Here is a 17,780-nt window from a genome sequence, read left to right on the forward strand (position 1 = left end):
CGCTGCCGGGGCGCCACGACCCGGAGTGGGTCCGGCTGGTGGCGCCGCCGGTCCTGTACGGCTACGGGGAGTTCAGTGTGACTCCGGCCCCGCGAGGTGACGGGCGATGACCATCCGCTGGATCTGATTGGTCCCCTCGACGATCTGGAGGACCTTGGCCTCGCGCAGATAGCGCTCGACCGGGAAGTCCGCGGTGTAGCCGTACCCGCCGAGCACCTGGACGGCGTCCGTGGTGACCTTCATCGCGGTGTCCGTGCACAGCAGCTTCGCCATGGCGGCCTGTTTGGTGAAGGGCCGCCCCGCGTCGCGCAGCCGTGCCGCAGCCAGGTAGAGCGCCCTGCCCGCCTCGATCTGCGTCGCCATGTCCGCGAGCATGAAACGCAGGCCCTGGAAGTCGGAGATCCGCCGGCCGAACTGCTCGCGCCCGGTCGCGTACGCGAGAGCCTCGTCGAGGGCCGCCTGGGCGACGCCGATGGCGCAGGCCGCGATGCCGAGCCGGCCGGAGTCGAGCGCGGCGAGGGCGATCGCGAAGCCCTGCCCCTCGTCGCCGATGCGCCGGCCGTCGGACACCCGTACGCCGTCGAAGTGGATCTGCGCGGTGGGCGAGCCCTTCATGCCCATCTTCTTCTCGGGCGGGGCGGCGCTCAGCCCCTCGGCGTGGCCGGGCACCAGGAACGCGGTGATGCCGCGCGGGCCCGCGCCGCCGCTGCGGGCGAGCACGGTGTAGAAGTCGGCGACGCCGCCGTGCGTGATCCAGGCCTTGGTGCCCGTGATCGCCCACTCTTCCCCGCTCCCGGCTTCTCCCCCGCCCTCCCGGACGGCCTTGGTCCGCAGGGAGGCGGCGTCCGAGCCGGAGGACGGCTCCGAGAGGCAGTAGGCCCCCAGGAGGCCGCCGCCGAGCATCGCGGGCAGGTACTCGGCCCGCTGTTCCTTGGTGCCGTAGTTCGCCAGGGCGTGGCAGGAGAGGGTGTGCACGCTGACGCCGAGGCCGACGGTGAGACGGGCCATGGCGAGCTCTTCGAGAACCTGGAGGTAGACCTCGTACGGCTGGTCGCCGCCGCCGTACTCGGAGTCGTACGGCAGTCCGAGCAATCCGGAATCGGAGAGCAGGCCGAAGATCTCGCGCGGAAAGCGTCCGGCGTCCTCCTCCTCGGCCGCCTTCGGGGCTATCTCGCGCTGCGCGATGTCACGGACGAGCGAGATCAGATCCCGGGCCTCATCCGTGGGCAGTTGACGGTCCACCGGCTGCGGGGCGCGGTCGGGCATGGCGACGCTCTCCTCCCTGTCGGGCGCATCGGCGTACGCGCGCCAGGGGTGGGGCGGCGTCGCCGGGTCTCACGGCCCAGCCGATGCTGTCGTTCCTGGGTGGAGAACGGCCTGATCAGCGGCTGTGGCGCTGTGAGTATGCCCGTTCAGGGGCACCGCGTCACCAGTTAACGACCGCTTACCGAAAGAAAGGGGAACCGATCCGACCGCTCCGCACGATTGGTCCGAACCATTGACGCACTGGTCTAGTCCTCCTACTGTTCGGTCAACGCCTCACCGCGTTCATGCCAAACAGCACGCGCAGGTCCCAGCATGCCTCCCCCACACTCCCCTCCCCCACGAGGAGAACCGATGCTCCGACCGCACCGCCCCCGCTCCCGCTTCCGAGCACTGCTGTCCGCCGCCTGTTGCGCCGCCCTCGGCGCCACGCTGCTCGCCGGCGCGGGCACGGCCACCGCGACCACCGCGACCACCACGACCCCCTCGGCCCAGCAGGCCGCCGGTTCCAAGGTCGTCGGCTACTTCACGGAATGGGGCGTCTACGACCGGAACTACCACGTCAAGAACGTCGAGACGTCCGGCTCGGCCGCCAAGCTCACCCACATCAACTACGCCTTCGGCAATGTCACCGGCGGCAAGTGCGCCATGGGCGACGCCTACGCGGCGACCGACAAGGCGTACACCGCCGACCAGTCGGTGGACGGGGTGGCCGACACCTGGGACCAGCCCCTGCGCGGCAACTTCAACCAGTTGCGCAAGCTGAAGAAGAAGCACCCGAACCTCAAGGTCCTCTGGTCCTTCGGCGGTTGGACCTGGTCGAGCGGATTCGGTGAGGCCGCCAAGAACCCGGCCGCGTTCGCGCAGTCCTGCTACGACCTCGTCGAGAACTCCAAGTGGGCGGACGTCTTCGACGGCATCGACATCGACTGGGAGTACCCGAACGCCTGCGGCAACACCTGCGACACCAGCGGCAGGGCGGCCTTCAAGAACGTGATGGCGGCGTTGCGGGCGAAGTTCGGCTCCGGCAACCTGGTCACCGCGGCGATCACGGCGGACGCCACCGCGGGCGGCAAGATCGACGCGGCGGACTATGCGGGCGCGGCGCAGTACGTCGACTGGTACAACCCGATGACGTACGACTTCTTCGGCGCCTGGGACGCGGCCGGCCCCACGGCTCCGCACTCCCCGCTGAGCTCGTACAGCGGTATCCCCAAGGCGGATTTCCACACCTCCGCCACGATCGCGAAGCTCAAGGGCCTGGGCGTCCCGGCCTCGAAGCTGCTGCTGGGCATCGGGTTCTACGGGCGCGGCTGGACCGGCGTCACCCAGGCGGCCCCCGGCGGCACGGCCACCGGACCGGCGGCGGGAACGTACGAGCAGGGCATCGACGACTACAAGGTGCTGAAGACGAAGTGCCCGGCGACGGGCACGGTCGGCGGCACGGCGTACGCCAAGTGCGGTACGAACTGGTGGAGTTACGACACCCCGTCGACCATCGCGGGGAAGATGGCCTACAAGAACCAGCAGGGCCTGGGCGGCACCTTCTTCTGGGAGCTCAGCGGTGACACCTCGAACGGGGAGCTGATCAAGGCGATCAACTAGCCGGTCTCGCAGGTGAGCCGGGGCGGGGGTTCGGTTGCCCCCGCCCCGCGCTCAGGTCTCCCGGCGGGCCGGCTGCGGGGCCCGGTAGGTGGGGTCGAGTTCCTCGACCGCGCGCATCGCGCCGCCCAGCATCTTCACCAGCAGCTCGCGGACCGTGTCGCGCGGCAGAGCCGGATTGCCGATCCAGTCGAGGGTCGCGCCCTCGACGCTGTAGAGCCAGCCGAGCAGCGCCATACGGGGCAGCGGCGCTATCTTGCGTCTGCCGTAGGCCCCTTCGGCGATGGTCTCGACGATGACCTCGCGCACGCCCTCACGGATGGTCTGCACGTCGGTGTCGAAGCCGACTCCGCCGGTGATGATCGTGCGGTACGCGGCCTGGTTGTGCTCGGCATAGCGCAGATAGCCGTCGATGGTGCGGTGCACCCGCTCGACCGAGGGCAGTTCGAGGCCGCTCGCCGCCCGGGAGATCAGGTCCGCGACCGAGTCCTCGACGATCGCGAGGTAATAGCCGCGCTTGGACTTGAAGTAGTAGTAGATCAGCCCCTTGGCGACATGCGCCTGGCGGGCGATGTCATCCATCGACAGCGCGTCGTAGGACGTGTCGGCGAACAACTTCCGCCCGATGGCGATGAGTTCGGCGCGGCGCGCCAGTGAGCGATCGGTGCCGCGCGCCCGGGGGCGGTCGACGGCGCGCTGTTGACTATGATTCAATTCCAGCCCTAGTCTCCGACTGCCAGCGGGACGTTGGCAGTATGGCAGACCGGTACCACCCACTCGTTCGACTCTGATCGACGGGGCGCGGTCTTGGGGGAAACTGTCGTGTGGGCTCAGCGCGCCCCGACGTCCGCCGGTTCAGTTCACAGCCGGTCCGCCGGTTCGGTTCACAGCAGGCCGAGCTGGGTGACGAGCATCGCGAGGACCACGACGAAGGTCCAGCCCGCGACATGTTCGAGGATCTTGGGGCCGTCGTCCTTGGGACCGCCGGTGCGGGCGCGGAGTCGGGTGGCGGTGGCGGAGCTCGCGGTCATGGTTTCTCGCTGACGTAGTGGTGCGGTGACATCCCCCGCCTCACGCCGGCTCCCCACCGACCCGACCACCTTGCCACCGGACGGGTTTCAGCGGTAGAGACCCAGGTCACCCCGGACGCCTCGCACACCTCGACGGGACACCCCGGACACTTCGACCACCTTCGAATACCTCGCCTTTCGGCAACGATGTGCCGGGCGTGTGGGTCTCCTCACAGGACAGTGGTCAGCCAACCGAAAGGTCCTCGATGAGCACGTTCCGGACGCCTCGCCGCAGAGCCCGCCTCGCTCTGGCGGCGGCGATCACGGTGGCAGCCGCCTTGGCGGGGCCGGTCTCGCAAGCCGCCGGATCCCCGTCCGCCCCCACATCCCCGTCCGCCGCGCCCTCCCCGGGTGCGCCGGGCCTCGGCGACCCGATCTTCCCGCTCGACGGCAACGGCGGCTACAAGGTGAACCGCTACCTCCTCGACTTCGACTGGCAGGCACCCCGGACTCCCTTCGAGGCCGCCACGACGGTCAAGGCGACCGCCACCCAGGCCCTGTCCCGCTTCGACCTGGACTTCGCGGGCAACACCCTGCACACGGTGACCGTGGACGGGACGACCGCCAAGGCCGTACGCGACGGCGACGAACTGGTGATCAGCCCGGCCAAGCCGCTCGCCAAGGGCAAGCCCTTCACAGTCAAGGTCACCTACACCGCCGACCCGACCCAGATTCGGCACCGCGACGACGCCATCGAGGACTACGGCTGGATCCCCACGCCGGACGGCACGGTGCTGTACCCCCAGCCCAACGGCGCCAAGATGATCTTCCCGTCGAACGACCACCCGAGTCAGCGCGCCCCGATCACCTTCCGTATCACCACCCCGCCGGGCCTCACGGCCGTCGCGGGCGGCGAGCTCACCGGCCGCGCCGAGCAGGCGGACGGCCGCGTGAAGTGGACGTACGACTCCGAACAGCCGGTCGCCACCCAGCTCGCCCAGCTGGCGATCGGCAGGTTCACCTTCGTGGACAGCACCGGTCCGCACGGGCTGCCGATCCGCGATGTGGTCCCGGACGACCTGGTCGCCCCGACCGACCAGTACCGCAAGCTCACGGCCGACCACATCGCGTGGCTGGAGGAGCGGCTCGGCCCCTACCCCTTCAACCGCTACGGCCTCCTCGTCGGCGACACCGACCTGGGCGTGGCCCTGGAGACACAGACGCTCTCCCTGATCCCGAAGGCCGACCTGCTCGGCGACCGGGTCAGCGCCGAGCGCAACCTGGTGCACGAGCTCACCCACCAGTGGACCGGCGACAGCGTCGGCATCAAGACCTGGTCCGACCTGTGGCTGAGCGAGGGCCACGCCCGCTTCTACGAGCGGCTGTACTCGGAGGCGCACGGCGGCGACAGCTTCGAGGCCGCGATGAAGACGGCGTACGCGAGCCACGACCAGTGGCGCCACGACTACGGCGCCCCCGCCGAACCGACCGAACCGAACCTCTTCAAGCGGATGCGCTACGACGGCTCGACGCTCGTCCTGTACGCGCTGCGCGAGAAGGTGGGCCAGGAGACGTTCGGGAGGATCGAGCGGGCCTGGGTCACCGAGTACCGCGGAAAGATCGCCAGTACCCAGGACTACATCGATCTGGCGTCCAAGGTCGCGGGCCAGGACCTCGACGATTTCCTGCACCCGTGGCTCTACGGCGCCAAGACCCCGCCGATGCCCCATCACCCGGACTGGGTGGTCAACCCGGTCCAGGGCTGAGGATCCAGGGCTGAGGGCTGAGGGCCCAAGGCCGAGTGAGGGGGCGGCACCACGGGGGTCGCCCCCTCGCTCAACGGACTCCGACCGCCTTGAGCGCTGCGCGCTGCCCCGCCGACGGATTCGCCGGGAAGTACAGGTAGCAGACCCCGCCCGTACCGGGGACGACGTTTCCGGAGGCGTTGTACCTCTTGGTACGGAGCCAGATGTTCTCCCACTCGCGCCGCTTGTACACCCGGCGCACGGCGTCGTCGCCCGGCGAGGCGGGGTCATTGGCGATCACATCGCCGCCCGCGGTGAATCCGATGACGGTCATGAGGTGGCCCGAGGTCCCGTACCCCGCCCCCGTCAGCTCGGACTTCAGGAACGACTGGGACGTTATGGCCGGGATGCCGGCGGCGATCAGCTTCTCCAGGTCGGTGAGCGAGCGGAGGCGGGTGACCACCCCCTGGAGGTCCTTGTACGTCGCCGCGTACGCCGCGTTGAAGGGCCAGTTGCCGCAGCCGCGGTACTGATAGTCGTAGGTGAAGCGGGCCGCATGGCAGACCTGGGGGTCGGCGAAAGCCGGGTCGACCCAGGCGAGTTGCTCCGCCGTGGGCCTGCGCCCCCAGTGCTCGATGATCATCTGCGAGGAGGTGGGGCTGCACCAGGCCTCGCCGCCGTTGTCGTACTCGGGGTACTGGCCCGCGTGGATCTCCTGGGAGTAGCGCGGGACCGTCAACTCCTTCGCGAGCCCGGGGGTGGAGGCCGGGACGGTGAAACGGTCGGGGATGTCGGAGCCCATCACGCCGAGCCGCCAGACCGTCGGCGTGAGCCCGGAGCCCGGGGTGCGGTAGAGGGTGAGACGGAGCCGGCAGGAGACGAGGCGCAGGCCCGAGGCCGCGTCGTCGATCGCGAAGGTGTCCGTCCAGATACTGCTCCGGCCGTCCTTCTGGCCGTCCACGGAGGTCCGCTTGATGTCCTGGTCGCCGGCCGCCCAGCGGCCCATCACGTACCAGGGCGTGGTGGTGCCGTCGGAGTACGTGCCCGTGAGCTCGACCTGGAGCCAGGTGCCCGCCGGGGTGTGCGCGTTCCAGGAGGCGATGGCCTCGGTGGCGGGGACGGTGAGCCGGTGGACCGGGGAGGTCCAGGTCGCGTACTCCCAGGTCGCGGTCTTTCCGGTGTGCGGGTCGGTGTAGTCCGCGGTGCCGGCCGGGGTCGCGATCACCAGGCCGGGACGGGCGGCCGCGAGGGCCCGCGTGCCCTTCGCGGTGCCCGTCCGCCAGTCGGCGTACGAGGTCCAGGCCCGGTTGTCCACGGTGCCCGGACCCGCGTGCGAGTGCGCCGCCCCGGCCTGCGTGGCCGCGGCCGCGGTGCCCGCGGTACTGGTCGCCGCCGCGGCGACCGCCACGGCCAGGAGGGCTCTGCGGGACGGCTCTGAAGCTCTGGTCATGGGTGAGGGACCCCCAGTTCGTCCGGAAGCGGCGGCTCCCCACTATGGACGGTGAAAGGCGGCTCCTGCCAGCACTTCGACCTGTGCCGCGCCCACCAATATTGGTCGGAACCACTGGCATGACCTGCGACGCCTCGGTTCCGGCGGGGGCGCGCCGGCCGCCACTAGAGTGTTCCCCGTACAGGGGTGCGTGTGCCCGCCGGGCGGATGCGCCCGCGTCTCATCGCACCTCGGGAACCGTCATTCGCGACCTCGCCGCGCGCCTGCGTGCCCTGCCGCCCTCCTGCGGACCCGTCCGCCTGATCGGTGTCGACGGGCACGCCGGCTCCGGGAAGACCACCTTCGCCGGACGGCTGGCCGCGGCACTGGGCGACGCGCCCGTGCTGCACCTCGACGACATCGCGACGCACGAGGAGCTGTTCGGCTGGACCCGGCGGCTGCTGTGCCAGGTGGTCGATCCGCTGAGCCGCGGCGAGACGGCGCGCTACGTCCCGTACGACTGGAGCGCCCGCGCCTTCGGTCCGGTCCGCGAACTGCCTCCCGCGCCCGTGATCCTGCTGGAGGGGGTCGGCGCCGGGCGCCGGGCGCTGCGCCCGTATCTGGCGCGGCTGCTGTGGATGGAACTGGCGCGCGACGAGGCCTGGACACGAGGGCGGCGACGGGACGGCGAGGCGCAGAGCGCGTTCTGGGCCGGGTGGGTCGCCGCCGAGCGTCAGCACTTCGTCGAGGATCCCTCAAAACCCTTTGCCGATCTTCTGGTGCGGCAGTGTTCTGAGGGATACGAGGTGTTTTCGGAACCCACTGGGACCGCTGGACCGGACCAGCCCCTCACTCACGGTGACGGATCATCCGCAATGTGCTGAACTTGTGAAGAGCCGTGCGAGGGAAGTTCCCGAAGTGCCTCAACTCGGCTTGACCCGGGGGCCGTACAGGACTTACGTTCTGAATGTGCGGTCTTTCGAAGCCGCCCGCAGTCGCGAAGCCCCCGGTTGTTCCCCCGTGATCGGGGGCTTCGTTCTGCCCACACCCTCCCTTTTCGGGCGCTCCGCGCCGCGATTCGCTCACCCTCGGTCACCGAGTCAAGTGCGCCCCATCTGCTCCCACCTCGTGGAACGGGGGCGTGCGGCACCCTTCGGCACGCCCATGAACCGCAGGTACGATGCCTCTCGGTGCGACCTTCGGACGGCTGCTCTGCGCACCGATGCAACTCCCGTCCGCGGCACAGGGGTTCGACCAAAGCTGCCGACGGGCACCGGCCCGTTCGGAGAAGCATCGGGGGCACGGTTTGTGGGGGACGTGATGGACTTCGGCATGCAGGGCCCGGAGGCCCCGGCCGACCTCGCCTGGATGCGAGGTGTGGACGCCTACACCATGGGGGCCTATCCGCAGGCGGAGGAGGAGTTCCGCACCGCGGTCCGGATGGACCCGGGCATGGCGGACGGCTGGCTCGGACTGCACGCGCTGCGGGTGGACACGACGACCGCGCTGCTGCGGATGTTCCGGCACCGGGACCGCTTCGGTGAGCAGCGCTCGCGCCACCGGCGCACGCTCAACTCCTGGTACTGGCTGGGCTGGTGGGTGCAGCCGGTACTGGAGAGCCCGCGCGATCTGCTGCTCGCGCACGCCTCGCACTGGCTGGACGGCCGCCATGTGCCCGAGCTGGACCGGGCCCTCGCGGGGCTGCCGCCGGTCGACGCCGATCATCAGGTGCGCTTTCTGCATGCCTGCCGGGCCTATCTGGTCAAGGACTGGGAGCAGTTGGTCCGGCACACGGATCCGCTGATCGACGACCCCATGCTGGGCATAGAGGCCGGCCTCTTCGGTGGCATGGCCCGGGTCCGCCTGGAGATGTTCGGCCAGGCGGAGCCGCTCCTCTCCTCCGCGCTGATGCGCTGCCGCAGCGAGCAGCCCCAGCGCAAGGAGCTGCGGTACTGGCTCGCGCGGGCCCACGAGGGCACCGGGCGGTCGGCCGCCGCGCTGCCTCTGTACCGGGCGGTGCACCGCGTCGACCCGGCCTTCATGGACACCTCGGCCCGGTTGGCCGCGATCTCCGAGGGCGACGGGTACGACGATGCCGCCGCCGACCTCGCGGCGATCACCCTTGCCGGGGTCGGGCAGGACGTCATGGACGGCCCCGACGGAATCGATCCCCTCTTCGGCGTCGAGGGCCGCGACCTGAAACTCTCGGAGCCCGATCCTCTCCCGCCGGGCGCGTTGCCGCCGGAGACCGATGTGGTGCGCGAGAAGGCCGTGGTACCGGTGCAGCCGTTGCCGGCCGGGCCGACCGACCCCGTCTTACTTGACGAAGCGCTCGCCGAACTGGAGCGCATGGTCGGGCTGGAGCCGGTGAAGCGCCAGGTCAAGGCGTTGTCGGCGCAGCTGAACATGGCGCGGCTGCGGGCCGGACAGGGCCTGCCCGTCCAGCCGCCGAAGCGCCATTTCGTCTTCTCCGGCCCCTCGGGCACCGGCAAGACCACGGTGGCTCGCATTCTCGGACGGGTCTTCTACGCGCTCGGTCTGCTCGGCGGTGACCACCTCGTGGAGGCGCAGCGGGCGGACCTCGTGGGCGAGTACCTCGGCCAGACCGCCGTCAAGGCCAACGAACTGATCGACTCGGCGATCGGCGGGGTGCTCTTCGTGGACGAGGCGTACGCGCTGTCGAACTCGGGCTACGGCAAGGGGGACGCGTACGGGGACGAGGCGCTGCAGGTGCTGCTGAAGCGGGCCGAGGACAACCGCGACCACCTCGTGGTCATCCTCGCCGGCTACCCGGAGGGCATGGACCGTCTCCTGGCCGCCAACCCCGGCCTCTCCTCCCGCTTCACCACCCGGGTCGACTTCCCCTCCTACCGCCCCCTGGAACTCACCTCCATCGGTGAGGTGCTCGCCGCCGAGAACGGTGACATCTGGGACGAGGAGGCGCTCGACGAGCTCCGCTCCATCGCCGGGCACGTGGTCGATCAGGGCTGGATCGACGAACTCGGCAACGGCCGGTTCCTGCGCACCCTGTACGAGAAGAGCTGCGCGTACCGGGACCTGCGTCTCTCCGGTTACCCGAACACGCCCTCCCGCGACGATTTGTCGACACTCCGGCTGCCGGACCTCATGCAGGCGTACGGGGAGGTGCTGTCGGGCCGGGGCCCCCAGGATCCGTCAGCAATGTAACCCTGGGGGCCCCGCCCCCAGACCCCCTCATCGGCCACCGAGGCTCTCAGGGGTGTGGGGAGCTGCGCGAACAGCTCCCCACACGGTGGCGTCAGGTTGCCAGGGCCTGCTCGGGGGTCTCGCTGAGGCGGGGTTCCTTCAGCGGCGTGGCCACAGCGGCAGCGCCGACGTCCCGATGGGCCGGGTCGCGTACCTCGCCCACGAGGAGCTCCAGGACGTCCTCCAGCGCGACAAGACCCAGAACCTTCCCCGACGCGTCCGCGACCTGCGCGAGGTGCGTCGCGGCGCGGCGCATCACGGTCAGGGCGTCGTCCAGCGGGAGTTCGGAGCTCAGGGTGGTCATGTGTCGCCACAGGTGCTGGGGAACCGCCCGTTCGGACTCCTCCAGGTCGAGTACGTCCTTCACATGCAGATAGCCCATGAAGGCGCCGTTCTCCGCGACCACCGGGAACCGGGAGTACCCGGTGCGGGCGGTGAGCGCGACGACCTGGCCGGGGGTGACGGAGGGGCCGACGGTGACCAGGGAGCCGTGGTCCAGGAGGACGTCGTTGACCGGGCGGGAGCCCAGTTCCAGGGCGTCTTCGAGGCGTTCCTGCTCCTCGGGGTCCAGCAGGCCCGCCTGACCGGAGTCCTCGACGAGCCGGTTGAGCTGCTCGCTCGTGAAGACCGCCTCGACCTCGTCCTTGGGTTCGACCCGGAAGAGTTTCAGGATGAGGCGGGCGCAGGCGCCCAGGGCGACGGTGACGGGACGGCACAGGCGCGCGAAGGCCACCAGGCCGGGGCTCAGCCACAGCGCCGTCTTCTCGGGCGCGGCCATCGCCAGGTTCTTCGGGACCATCTCGCCGATGACGAGGTGGAAGAAGACGACGAGGGCGAGCGCGATGACGTATCCGAGGGGGTGGATCACCCCTTCGGGGAGGTGCACCGCCTCGAAGACGGGCTCCAGCAGATGCGCCACCGTCGGTTCGGCCACCGCGCCGAGCGTCAACGAGCAGACGGTGATGCCGAACTGGGCCGCCGCCATCATCTGCGGCAGCCGCTCCAGTCCGTACAGGACCTGGCGGGCCCGCGCGGAGCCGAGCGGTTCGATCTGACTGCGCCGTACGGAGATCAGCGCGAACTCGGCGCCGACGAAGAACCCGTTGGCGAGCACCAGCAACACGGCGAACAGGAGTTGGAGCACGCTCATCGGACGGCCTCCGGCGCGGCAACCGCGTCGGCGGTCCTGACCAGCCGGACCCGTTCGGCCCGGTAGTGTCCGACCTGGCGTACCGACAGACGCCAGCCGGGCAGTTCGGCCTTGTCGCCGGGGGCCGGGATCCGGCCGAGCAGATCGGCGACGAGGCCCGCGACGGTCTCGTACGGGCCCTCGGGCACGTCGAGGCCTATGCGCTGCAGGATGTCAACCCGGCAGCTGCCGTCGGCGTCCCAGGCGGGCCACCCGTCCTCGGGCGCTACGGCGGCGAGCTCCGGCAGGTCCTTGGCGTCGTGCTCGTCGCGGACCTCGCCGACGAGTTCCTCGACGATGTCCTCCAGGGTGACCACGCCCGCCGTGCCGCCGTACTCGTCGACGACGACGGCGATCGGCTGCTGGCTGCGCAGTTGCTCGAGCAGGGGCTGCACGGGCAGCGTCTCCGGGACCAGCAGCGGGGCCTGGGCGATCCGGCCGACGGGAGTGCGCAGCCGGTCCTGGGAGGGGATCGCCAGGGCGTCCTTGAGGTGCGCCATGCCGACGATCTCGTCGATCCGCTCCCGGTAGACGGGGAAGCGGGAGAGGCCGGTGGCGCGGGTGAGGTTGACGACGTCCTCGGCCGTGGCGGAGGACTGGAGCGCGCTGACCCGTACCCGCGGGGTCATGACGTGCTGCGCGGTCAGGTCGGCGAGCGAGATGGTCCGTACGAAGAGATCCGCGGTGTCCTGCTCCAGGGCACCGGCCTGGGCCGAGTGCCGGGCCAGGGAGACAAGCTCGCCGGGGGTGCGGGCGGAGGCCAGCTCCTCGGCGGGTTCGACACCCAGGGCCCGTACGAGCCGGTTGGCGACGGTGTTGAGCGCGGCGATCACCGGCCGGAAGAGGCGGGAGAAGACGTGCTGCGGACCCGCGACGAAGCGGGCGACCTGAAGCGGCTTGGAGACCGCCCAGTTCTTGGGCACGAGCTCGCCGATCACCATCTGCACGGCGGCGGCGAGCAGCATGCCGACCACCACGGCGACACCGGACACGGCGCCCTCGGGCAGCCCGATCGCGGTGAAGGGTCCGTGCAGCAGTTCGGCGAGCGCGGGTTCGGCGAGCATGCCGACGACGAGCGAGGTGATGGTGATGCCGAGCTGGGTGCCGGAGAGCTGGAAGGACAGCTCCTTGAGCGATTCGACGACCGTACCGGCCCGTCGGTCGCCTTCGGCCGCCGCCTTCTCGGCGTCCGGCCGCTCGACCGTGACCAGGCCGAACTCGGCCGCCACGAAGAAGCCGTTGGCGAGGATCAACAGGAACGCCGCCCCAAGGAGCAGCAGGGGGATGGTCATGATGCCGCCGCCTCGATATGTCGGGAGGGGGCGGCGCAGGTACTACAGGACGATCCGTCCATCGCTGGAGGGAGTCACTCCTCGGGTAGCAGGGGGCCTCTGAGTCACCAGGTGGAACATCAGCGGCGGAGGCGCAACGAAAACGCCTCCGCCAACAGATTAATCAAGACATGGGCCCGTACGGCAGGGTGGAAGGCCGAGAGTCAGCCGTGATGTTGCTCCCGGTCGCCGATGGAGCGGGCTTCGGCGAGCGCGCGCAGGGCGCGGGCGTCCTGGATCGCGCGCTGTTTGGCGATGCCCGGCTGGATGCCGAGCACGGGCAGGCTGGTGCCGTCGCTGAGGTTGAGGAACACCCAGGGGTCGCCGGGGCGCAGGTTGACCTGGAGGATCTCCGCCCATTCCAGGTGTCGCCTGCTGGTGATGTTCACCACGGTGACGCCGGTCTCGTCGGCGACGACCTTGGGCCGCGAGAGCATCAGCAGGACACCGAAGAGCAGCGCGCCGATGAAGACGAAGCTGAGCTTCTCCCCCGGGCTGAGCTGTTCGAGGAGCAGCGCGACCGTCGTTATGACGACGAAGATCGCGACGCCCGCGGTGAGCAGCACGGCCCGGGTGAGGGACGGCCGGAACGTGACGGGGAGCGTGGGAAGGTCGGGCATGGTTTCGGTCGGGGTCCTCAGAGGCGGCAGGCGTGGATGGCCGTGGTCAGGATGGCCCGCGCGCCGAGCGCGTACAGGTCGTCCATGATCTGCTGGGCCTCCTTGGCGGGCACCATGGCGCGGACGGCGACCCAGCCCTCGTTGTGCAGCGGGGAGATGGTCGGCGACTCCAGGCCGGGCGTGAGCGCGACGGCCTTCTCCAGGTGCTCGGCGCGGCAGTCGTAGTCCATCATCACGTACGTCCGTGCGACCAGGACGCCCTGGAGGCGGCGCAGGAACTGCTGCACCTTGGGCTCGGCGTCCTCGGAGGTGTCGGCCCCGACCCGGCGGATGACGACGGCCTCGGACTTCATGATCGGGTCGCCGAAGACCTCGAGGCCCGCGTTGCGCAGCGAGGTGCCGGTCTCGACGACGTCCGCGATGACCTCGGCGACACCGAGTTCGATCGCGGTCTCGACGGCGCCGTCGAGGTGGACGACGGAGGCGTCGATGCCGCTGTCGGCGAGGTGCTTGGCCACGATGCCCTCGTAGGAGGTGGCGACCGTCATGCCGCCGAGGTCCTCGATGCCCTTGGCGGTGCCGGGCTTGGTGGCGAAGCGGAACGTCGAGCGGGCGAAGCCGAGCGGGAGGATCTCCTCCGCGTTGGCGCCCGAGTCGATGAGCAGGTCGCGGCCGGTGATGCCGATGTCGAGGCGGCCGGAAGAGACGTAGATCGCGATGTCGCGGGGGCGGAGGTAGAAGAACTCGACCTCGTTGCCCGGGTCGACGATGCGCAGTTCCTTGGACTCCCGGCGCTGCTGGTAGCCGGCCTCATGCAGCATCTCCGCCGCAGGGCCTGACAGGGAACCCTTGTTGGGGACGGCGATGCGCAGCATGAGGTCGGCTTCCTTCGTTCGTGCGTACGATACGTACGGGATTGCGGGGTTTACGGCTCAGAGGTGGGCGTACACGTCGTCGAGGGAGATCCCGCGCGCCACCATCATCACCTGAACGTGGTAGAGGAGCTGCGAGATCTCCTCGGCGGCGGCGTCCTTGCCCTCGTACTCGGCGGCCATCCAGACCTCGGCGGCCTCTTCGACGACCTTCTTGCCGATGGCATGGACGCCCTTGCCGACCAGTTCGGCGGTGCGCGAAGTGGTGGGATCGCCGGTGGCGGCCTTGTGCTGGAGCTCAGTGAAGAGCTCCTCGAACGTCTTCTTGGACATGATGCCGCCCACCCTACGCGCTACCGCCCCTGCCTCAGTGCCAGGGTTCGGATACTGAGCGCAGTGTGGCCGCGGTCGCCACGGCGGCCGTCACCGCCTCGTGTCCCTTGTCCTCGTTGGAGCCCTCGATGCCCGCACGGTCGAGAGCCTGCTCCTCGGTGTCGCAGGTCAGCACGCCGAAGCCGATGGGGACGCCGGTCTCGATGGAGACCTGGGTGAGGCCCTGGGTGACGCCCTGGCACACGTATTCGAAATGCGGGGTACCGCCGCGGATGACGACGCCGAGCGCGACGACCGCGTCGTAGCCGCGGCCCGCGAGGACCTTGGCGACGACCGGCAGCTCGAAGCTGCCGGGGACCCTGAGCAGGGTCGGCTCGTCGATCCCGAGCTCGTGCAGGGCGCGCAGCGCGCCGTTGACGAGGCCGTCCATCACCTTTTCGTGCCACTGTGCCGCGATGACCGCGACCCGCAGGTCGCCGCAGTTGCGTACGGACAGTTCAGGTGCACCCTTGCCGCTCACGTCTCTCCTCAGTGCTTTCTTGTTACTGGTTGCCGCAGGCGGACACGGTGGCCGTGTCGAGCCAGGGCAGGTCGTGACCCATCCGGTCCCGCTTGGTGCGCAGGTAACGGAGGTTGTGCTCGCCCGCCTGTACGGGCATCGGCTCCCGGCGCGTGACCTTGAGGCCGTGCCGGACCAGCGCGTCGGTCTTGTCGGGGTTGTTGGTCAGCAGGCGCAGGCTGTGGACGCCGAGGTCCTCCAGGATCTGCGCGCTCGCGCCGTAGTCCCGGGCGTCGGCGGGCAGGCCGAGTTCCAGGTTGGCGTCGAGGGTGTCGCGGCCCCGCTCCTGGAGCTCGTAGGCGCGCAGCTTGGACAACAGGCCGATGCCGCGCCCCTCGTGCCCACGCAGGTAGACCACGACGCCCCGGCCCTCGGCCTGGATGCGCTCCATGGAGGTCTGGAGCTGGGGGCCGCAGTCGCAGCGCAGCGAGTGGAAGATGTCGCCGGTCAGGCACTCGGAGTGGACACGGACGAGGACGTCCTCGCCCTCGCCGATCTCGCCGTGCACCAGGGCGACGTGCTCGACGCCGTCGACGGTGGAGCGATAGCCGTACGCCGTGAACTCGCCGAAGGCAGTGGGCAGTTGCGTCTTGGCCTCGCGGCGGACGGTGGGCTCCGCGGTGCGGCGGTAGGCGATCAGGTCCTCGATGGAGATGATCGTCAGACCGTGCTTGCGGGCGAACGGGATCAGCTCGGGCAGACGGAGCATGCGTCCGTCCTCCCCGGCGATCTCGACGATCGCGCCGGCCGGGCGCAGGCCCGCGAGCCGGGCGAGGTCGACGGCGGCCTCGGTGTGGCCGTTGCGGACGAGGACACCGCCGGGCTTGGCGCGCAGCGGGAAGATGTGGCCGGGGCGCACGAAGTCGCCCGCCTCGGCCTCGCCGCCGGCCAGCAGCCGCAGGGTGGTGGCGCGGTCGGCCGCGGAGATGCCGGTGGACACGCCGTGGGCGGCGGAGGCGTCCACCGAGACGGTGAACGCGGTCTTCATCGACTCGGTGTTGTTCTGGACCATTTGGGGGAGCTGGAGGCGGTCGAGTTCGTCGCCCTCCATGGGTGCGCAGATCAGCCCGCGGCACTCGCTCATCATGAAGGCGATGATCTCGGGGGTCGCCTTCTCGGCGGCGACGACGAGGTCGCCCTCGTTCTCCCGGTCCTCGTCGTCGACGACCACGATCGGTCGGCCCGCCGCGATGTCGGCGATGGCCTTCTCGACCGGGTCGAGCGCGAAGTCCTCGATATTGTCCGTGCTGTACCAGACGGGTGCCGCGGTCATGCGGGGGCTCCTTCCAGGACGGGCTGCCCGGCCTTGCGGGAGCGCAGCCACCAGTCGCGCATGCCCGACAGGACGAGTGCGCCGTAGACGACGTAGACGAAACCGGAGAAGGCGTAGCCGTTGGCGAAGTTGAGCGGGACGCCCACCACGTCGACCAGCAGCCAGGCGAACCAGAACTCGACCATGCCGCGGGCCTGCGCGTACATGGCGACGATCGTGCCGACGAAGATGTACGCGTCCGGCCAGGGGTCCCAGGACAGGGTCGGGTACGCGTGGAACAGACCGCTGACCGCGAGCGTGCCGACGGCGGCGGCGGCCACCATGTAGGCGCGCTCGCGCCAGGTGGCGAACCGTACGGAGATGTGGCCGCCCTGGCCCTCCGCCTTGCCGCGGTTCCACTGCCACCAGCCCCACACGGCGACGACGATGACCACGACCTGCTTGCCGGCGCTGCCGGAGAGATGGCCGCTGGCGAAGGCCGCGAAGAGGACGACGCCGGACAGGAGTTGTACGGGCCAGCTCCATATGGAGCGCAGCCAGCCGAGTGCGAGGCCGATCAGACCGATGATGTTGCCGATCATGTCCGACCACTTGATGTGCTGTCCGAGGAGCGTGAACGCCTCGGAGTTCAGCCAGTTCACCGACCGCTCCCCTGGGTGTCGGGCAGCGCGACCGGCTGCTCGCCACGGGCGCCGAGCAGTCGCTCGACGTACTTGGCGATCACGTCCACCTCGAGGTTGACCGGGTCGCCTGCCTGCTTGTGGCCGAGCGTGGTCAGGTCGAGGGTGGTGGGGATGAGGCTGACGGTGAAGAAGTCCGGGCCCGCGTCGACCACCGTCAGGCTGATGCCGTCGACGGTGATGGAGCCCTTCTCGACCACGTAGCGGGAGAGGTCCGCGGGGAGGGAGATCTTCACGATCTCCCAGTTCTCGGACGGCTTGCGCTCGATGACCGTGCCCGTGCCGTCGACGTGGCCCTGGACGATGTGGCCGCCGAGGCGCTCGCCCACGGCCATCGGGCGTTCCAGGTTGACGCGGGAGCCGACGGTCAGGGCGCCGAGGCTGGAGCGGTCCAGGGTCTCGGCCATGACGTCGGCGGTGAATTCGTCGCCTTCGTGTTCGACGACCGTGAGACAGACGCCGTTCACGGCGATGGAGTCGCCGTGCTGTGCGCCCTGTGTGACGACGGGGCCACGCAGACGGAAACGGGAGGCGTCGTCGAGAATTTCGACGGCGGTGACCTCACCCAGCTCTTCGACGATTCCGGTGAACACTTCCCGGGTCCTCCTGCCTCATGGGGCACGGACTCCGGGGCCTGTCGATGACGACA

17 protein-coding genes are annotated in these 17,780 nt (G+C 70.0%); 4 read left to right on the forward strand and 13 right to left on the reverse strand.

Annotated features, from left to right (window positions below):
- Positions 1-72: 72 nt before the first annotated feature.
- A complete protein-coding gene (locus ACZ7M2_RS34780) occupies positions 73-1,266 on the reverse strand; it encodes an acyl-CoA dehydrogenase family protein (RefSeq protein WP_471598698.1) in 1,194 nt (397 codons plus the stop codon).
- Between the two features lie 351 nt (positions 1,267-1,617).
- Here ACZ7M2_RS34780 and ACZ7M2_RS34785 point away from each other — a divergent pair, with 351 nt between their 5' ends.
- Positions 1,618-2,868, forward strand: a complete 1,251-nt coding sequence (locus ACZ7M2_RS34785; RefSeq protein ID WP_471598699.1) for a glycoside hydrolase family 18 protein — start codon at positions 1,618-1,620, stop codon at positions 2,866-2,868.
- 51 nt (positions 2,869-2,919) lie between these two features.
- Here ACZ7M2_RS34785 and ACZ7M2_RS34790 read toward each other — a convergent pair whose 3' ends face one another.
- Positions 2,920-3,579 (reverse strand): TetR/AcrR family transcriptional regulator, encoded by a 660-nt coding sequence (locus ACZ7M2_RS34790; RefSeq protein ID WP_471598700.1) that lies wholly within the window; start codon positions 3,577-3,579, stop codon positions 2,920-2,922.
- A 170-nt stretch (positions 3,580-3,749) separates the two neighbouring features.
- Positions 3,750-3,896, reverse strand: coding sequence for an SCO1431 family membrane protein (locus tag ACZ7M2_RS34795; RefSeq protein ID WP_107096575.1), 147 nt, complete (start codon positions 3,894-3,896; stop codon positions 3,750-3,752).
- 245 nt (positions 3,897-4,141) lie between these two features.
- On the opposite strand from ACZ7M2_RS34795, the gene ACZ7M2_RS34800 reads away from it, so the two are divergent.
- A complete protein-coding gene (locus tag ACZ7M2_RS34800; RefSeq protein ID WP_471598701.1) occupies positions 4,142-5,641 on the forward strand; it encodes a M1 family metallopeptidase in 1,500 nt (499 codons plus the stop codon).
- Positions 5,642-5,711: 70 nt separating this feature from the next.
- On the opposite strand, the gene ACZ7M2_RS34805 is transcribed toward ACZ7M2_RS34800, so the two are convergent.
- Positions 5,712-7,070: a peptidase C39 family protein gene (locus ACZ7M2_RS34805; RefSeq protein WP_471598702.1), complete on the reverse strand. Its 1,359-nt coding sequence runs from the start codon at positions 7,068-7,070 to the stop codon at positions 5,712-5,714.
- 242 nt (positions 7,071-7,312) lie between these two features.
- Here ACZ7M2_RS34805 and ACZ7M2_RS34810 point away from each other — a divergent pair, with 242 nt between their 5' ends.
- Together ACZ7M2_RS34810 and ACZ7M2_RS34815 are read left to right on the forward strand one after the other, a co-directional pair.
- Complete coding sequence (locus ACZ7M2_RS34810) at positions 7,313-7,933, forward strand: uridine kinase family protein (RefSeq protein WP_471598823.1); 621 nt, start codon at positions 7,313-7,315, stop codon at positions 7,931-7,933.
- A 436-nt stretch (positions 7,934-8,369) separates the two neighbouring features.
- Positions 8,370-10,235 (forward strand): AAA family ATPase, encoded by a 1,866-nt coding sequence (locus ACZ7M2_RS34815; RefSeq protein WP_471598703.1) that lies wholly within the window; start codon positions 8,370-8,372, stop codon positions 10,233-10,235.
- Positions 10,236-10,326: 91 nt separating this feature from the next.
- On the opposite strand, the gene ACZ7M2_RS34820 is transcribed toward ACZ7M2_RS34815, so the two are convergent.
- From ACZ7M2_RS34820 to ACZ7M2_RS34860, 9 genes are all read right to left on the reverse strand, one after another.
- Positions 10,327-11,424, reverse strand: coding sequence for a hemolysin family protein (locus ACZ7M2_RS34820; protein ID WP_471598704.1), 1,098 nt, complete (start codon positions 11,422-11,424; stop codon positions 10,327-10,329).
- Complete coding sequence (locus ACZ7M2_RS34825) at positions 11,421-12,755, reverse strand: hemolysin family protein (RefSeq protein ID WP_471598705.1); 1,335 nt, start codon at positions 12,753-12,755, stop codon at positions 11,421-11,423. The genes ACZ7M2_RS34820 and ACZ7M2_RS34825 overlap by 4 nt, the downstream gene beginning before the upstream one ends.
- Positions 12,756-12,958: 203 nt before the next feature.
- The gene (locus ACZ7M2_RS34830; RefSeq protein ID WP_471598706.1) at positions 12,959-13,414 is read right to left on the reverse strand and encodes a PH domain-containing protein; all 456 of its coding nucleotides are present in this window, start codon (positions 13,412-13,414) and stop codon (positions 12,959-12,961) included.
- A gap of 17 nt (positions 13,415-13,431) precedes the next feature.
- Positions 13,432-14,289, reverse strand: a complete 858-nt coding sequence (hisG, locus tag ACZ7M2_RS34835) for an ATP phosphoribosyltransferase (protein ID WP_075027511.1) — start codon at positions 14,287-14,289, stop codon at positions 13,432-13,434.
- A 57-nt stretch (positions 14,290-14,346) separates the two neighbouring features.
- Positions 14,347-14,619 (reverse strand): phosphoribosyl-ATP diphosphatase, encoded by a 273-nt coding sequence (locus tag ACZ7M2_RS34840; protein WP_054236279.1) that lies wholly within the window; start codon positions 14,617-14,619, stop codon positions 14,347-14,349.
- A 34-nt stretch (positions 14,620-14,653) separates the two neighbouring features.
- Positions 14,654-15,139 (reverse strand): 6,7-dimethyl-8-ribityllumazine synthase, encoded by a 486-nt coding sequence (gene ribH / locus ACZ7M2_RS34845; RefSeq protein WP_352049238.1) that lies wholly within the window; start codon positions 15,137-15,139, stop codon positions 14,654-14,656.
- A 22-nt stretch (positions 15,140-15,161) separates the two neighbouring features.
- Entirely contained in the window at positions 15,162-16,451 is a 1,290-nt protein-coding gene (locus ACZ7M2_RS34850; RefSeq protein WP_471598707.1) for a bifunctional 3,4-dihydroxy-2-butanone-4-phosphate synthase/GTP cyclohydrolase II, read from the reverse strand.
- Entirely contained in the window at positions 16,448-17,092 is a 645-nt protein-coding gene (locus tag ACZ7M2_RS34855; protein WP_471598708.1) for a nicotinamide mononucleotide transporter family protein, read from the reverse strand. Before ACZ7M2_RS34855 ends, ACZ7M2_RS34850 begins: the two co-directional genes overlap by 4 nt.
- The gene (locus ACZ7M2_RS34860; RefSeq protein WP_054236274.1) at positions 17,089-17,724 is read right to left on the reverse strand and encodes a riboflavin synthase; all 636 of its coding nucleotides are present in this window, start codon (positions 17,722-17,724) and stop codon (positions 17,089-17,091) included. The genes ACZ7M2_RS34855 and ACZ7M2_RS34860 overlap by 4 nt, the downstream gene beginning before the upstream one ends.
- Positions 17,725-17,780: the final 56 nt, after the last annotated feature.

The organism is Streptomyces sp. NPDC111507, assembly GCF_055638955.1.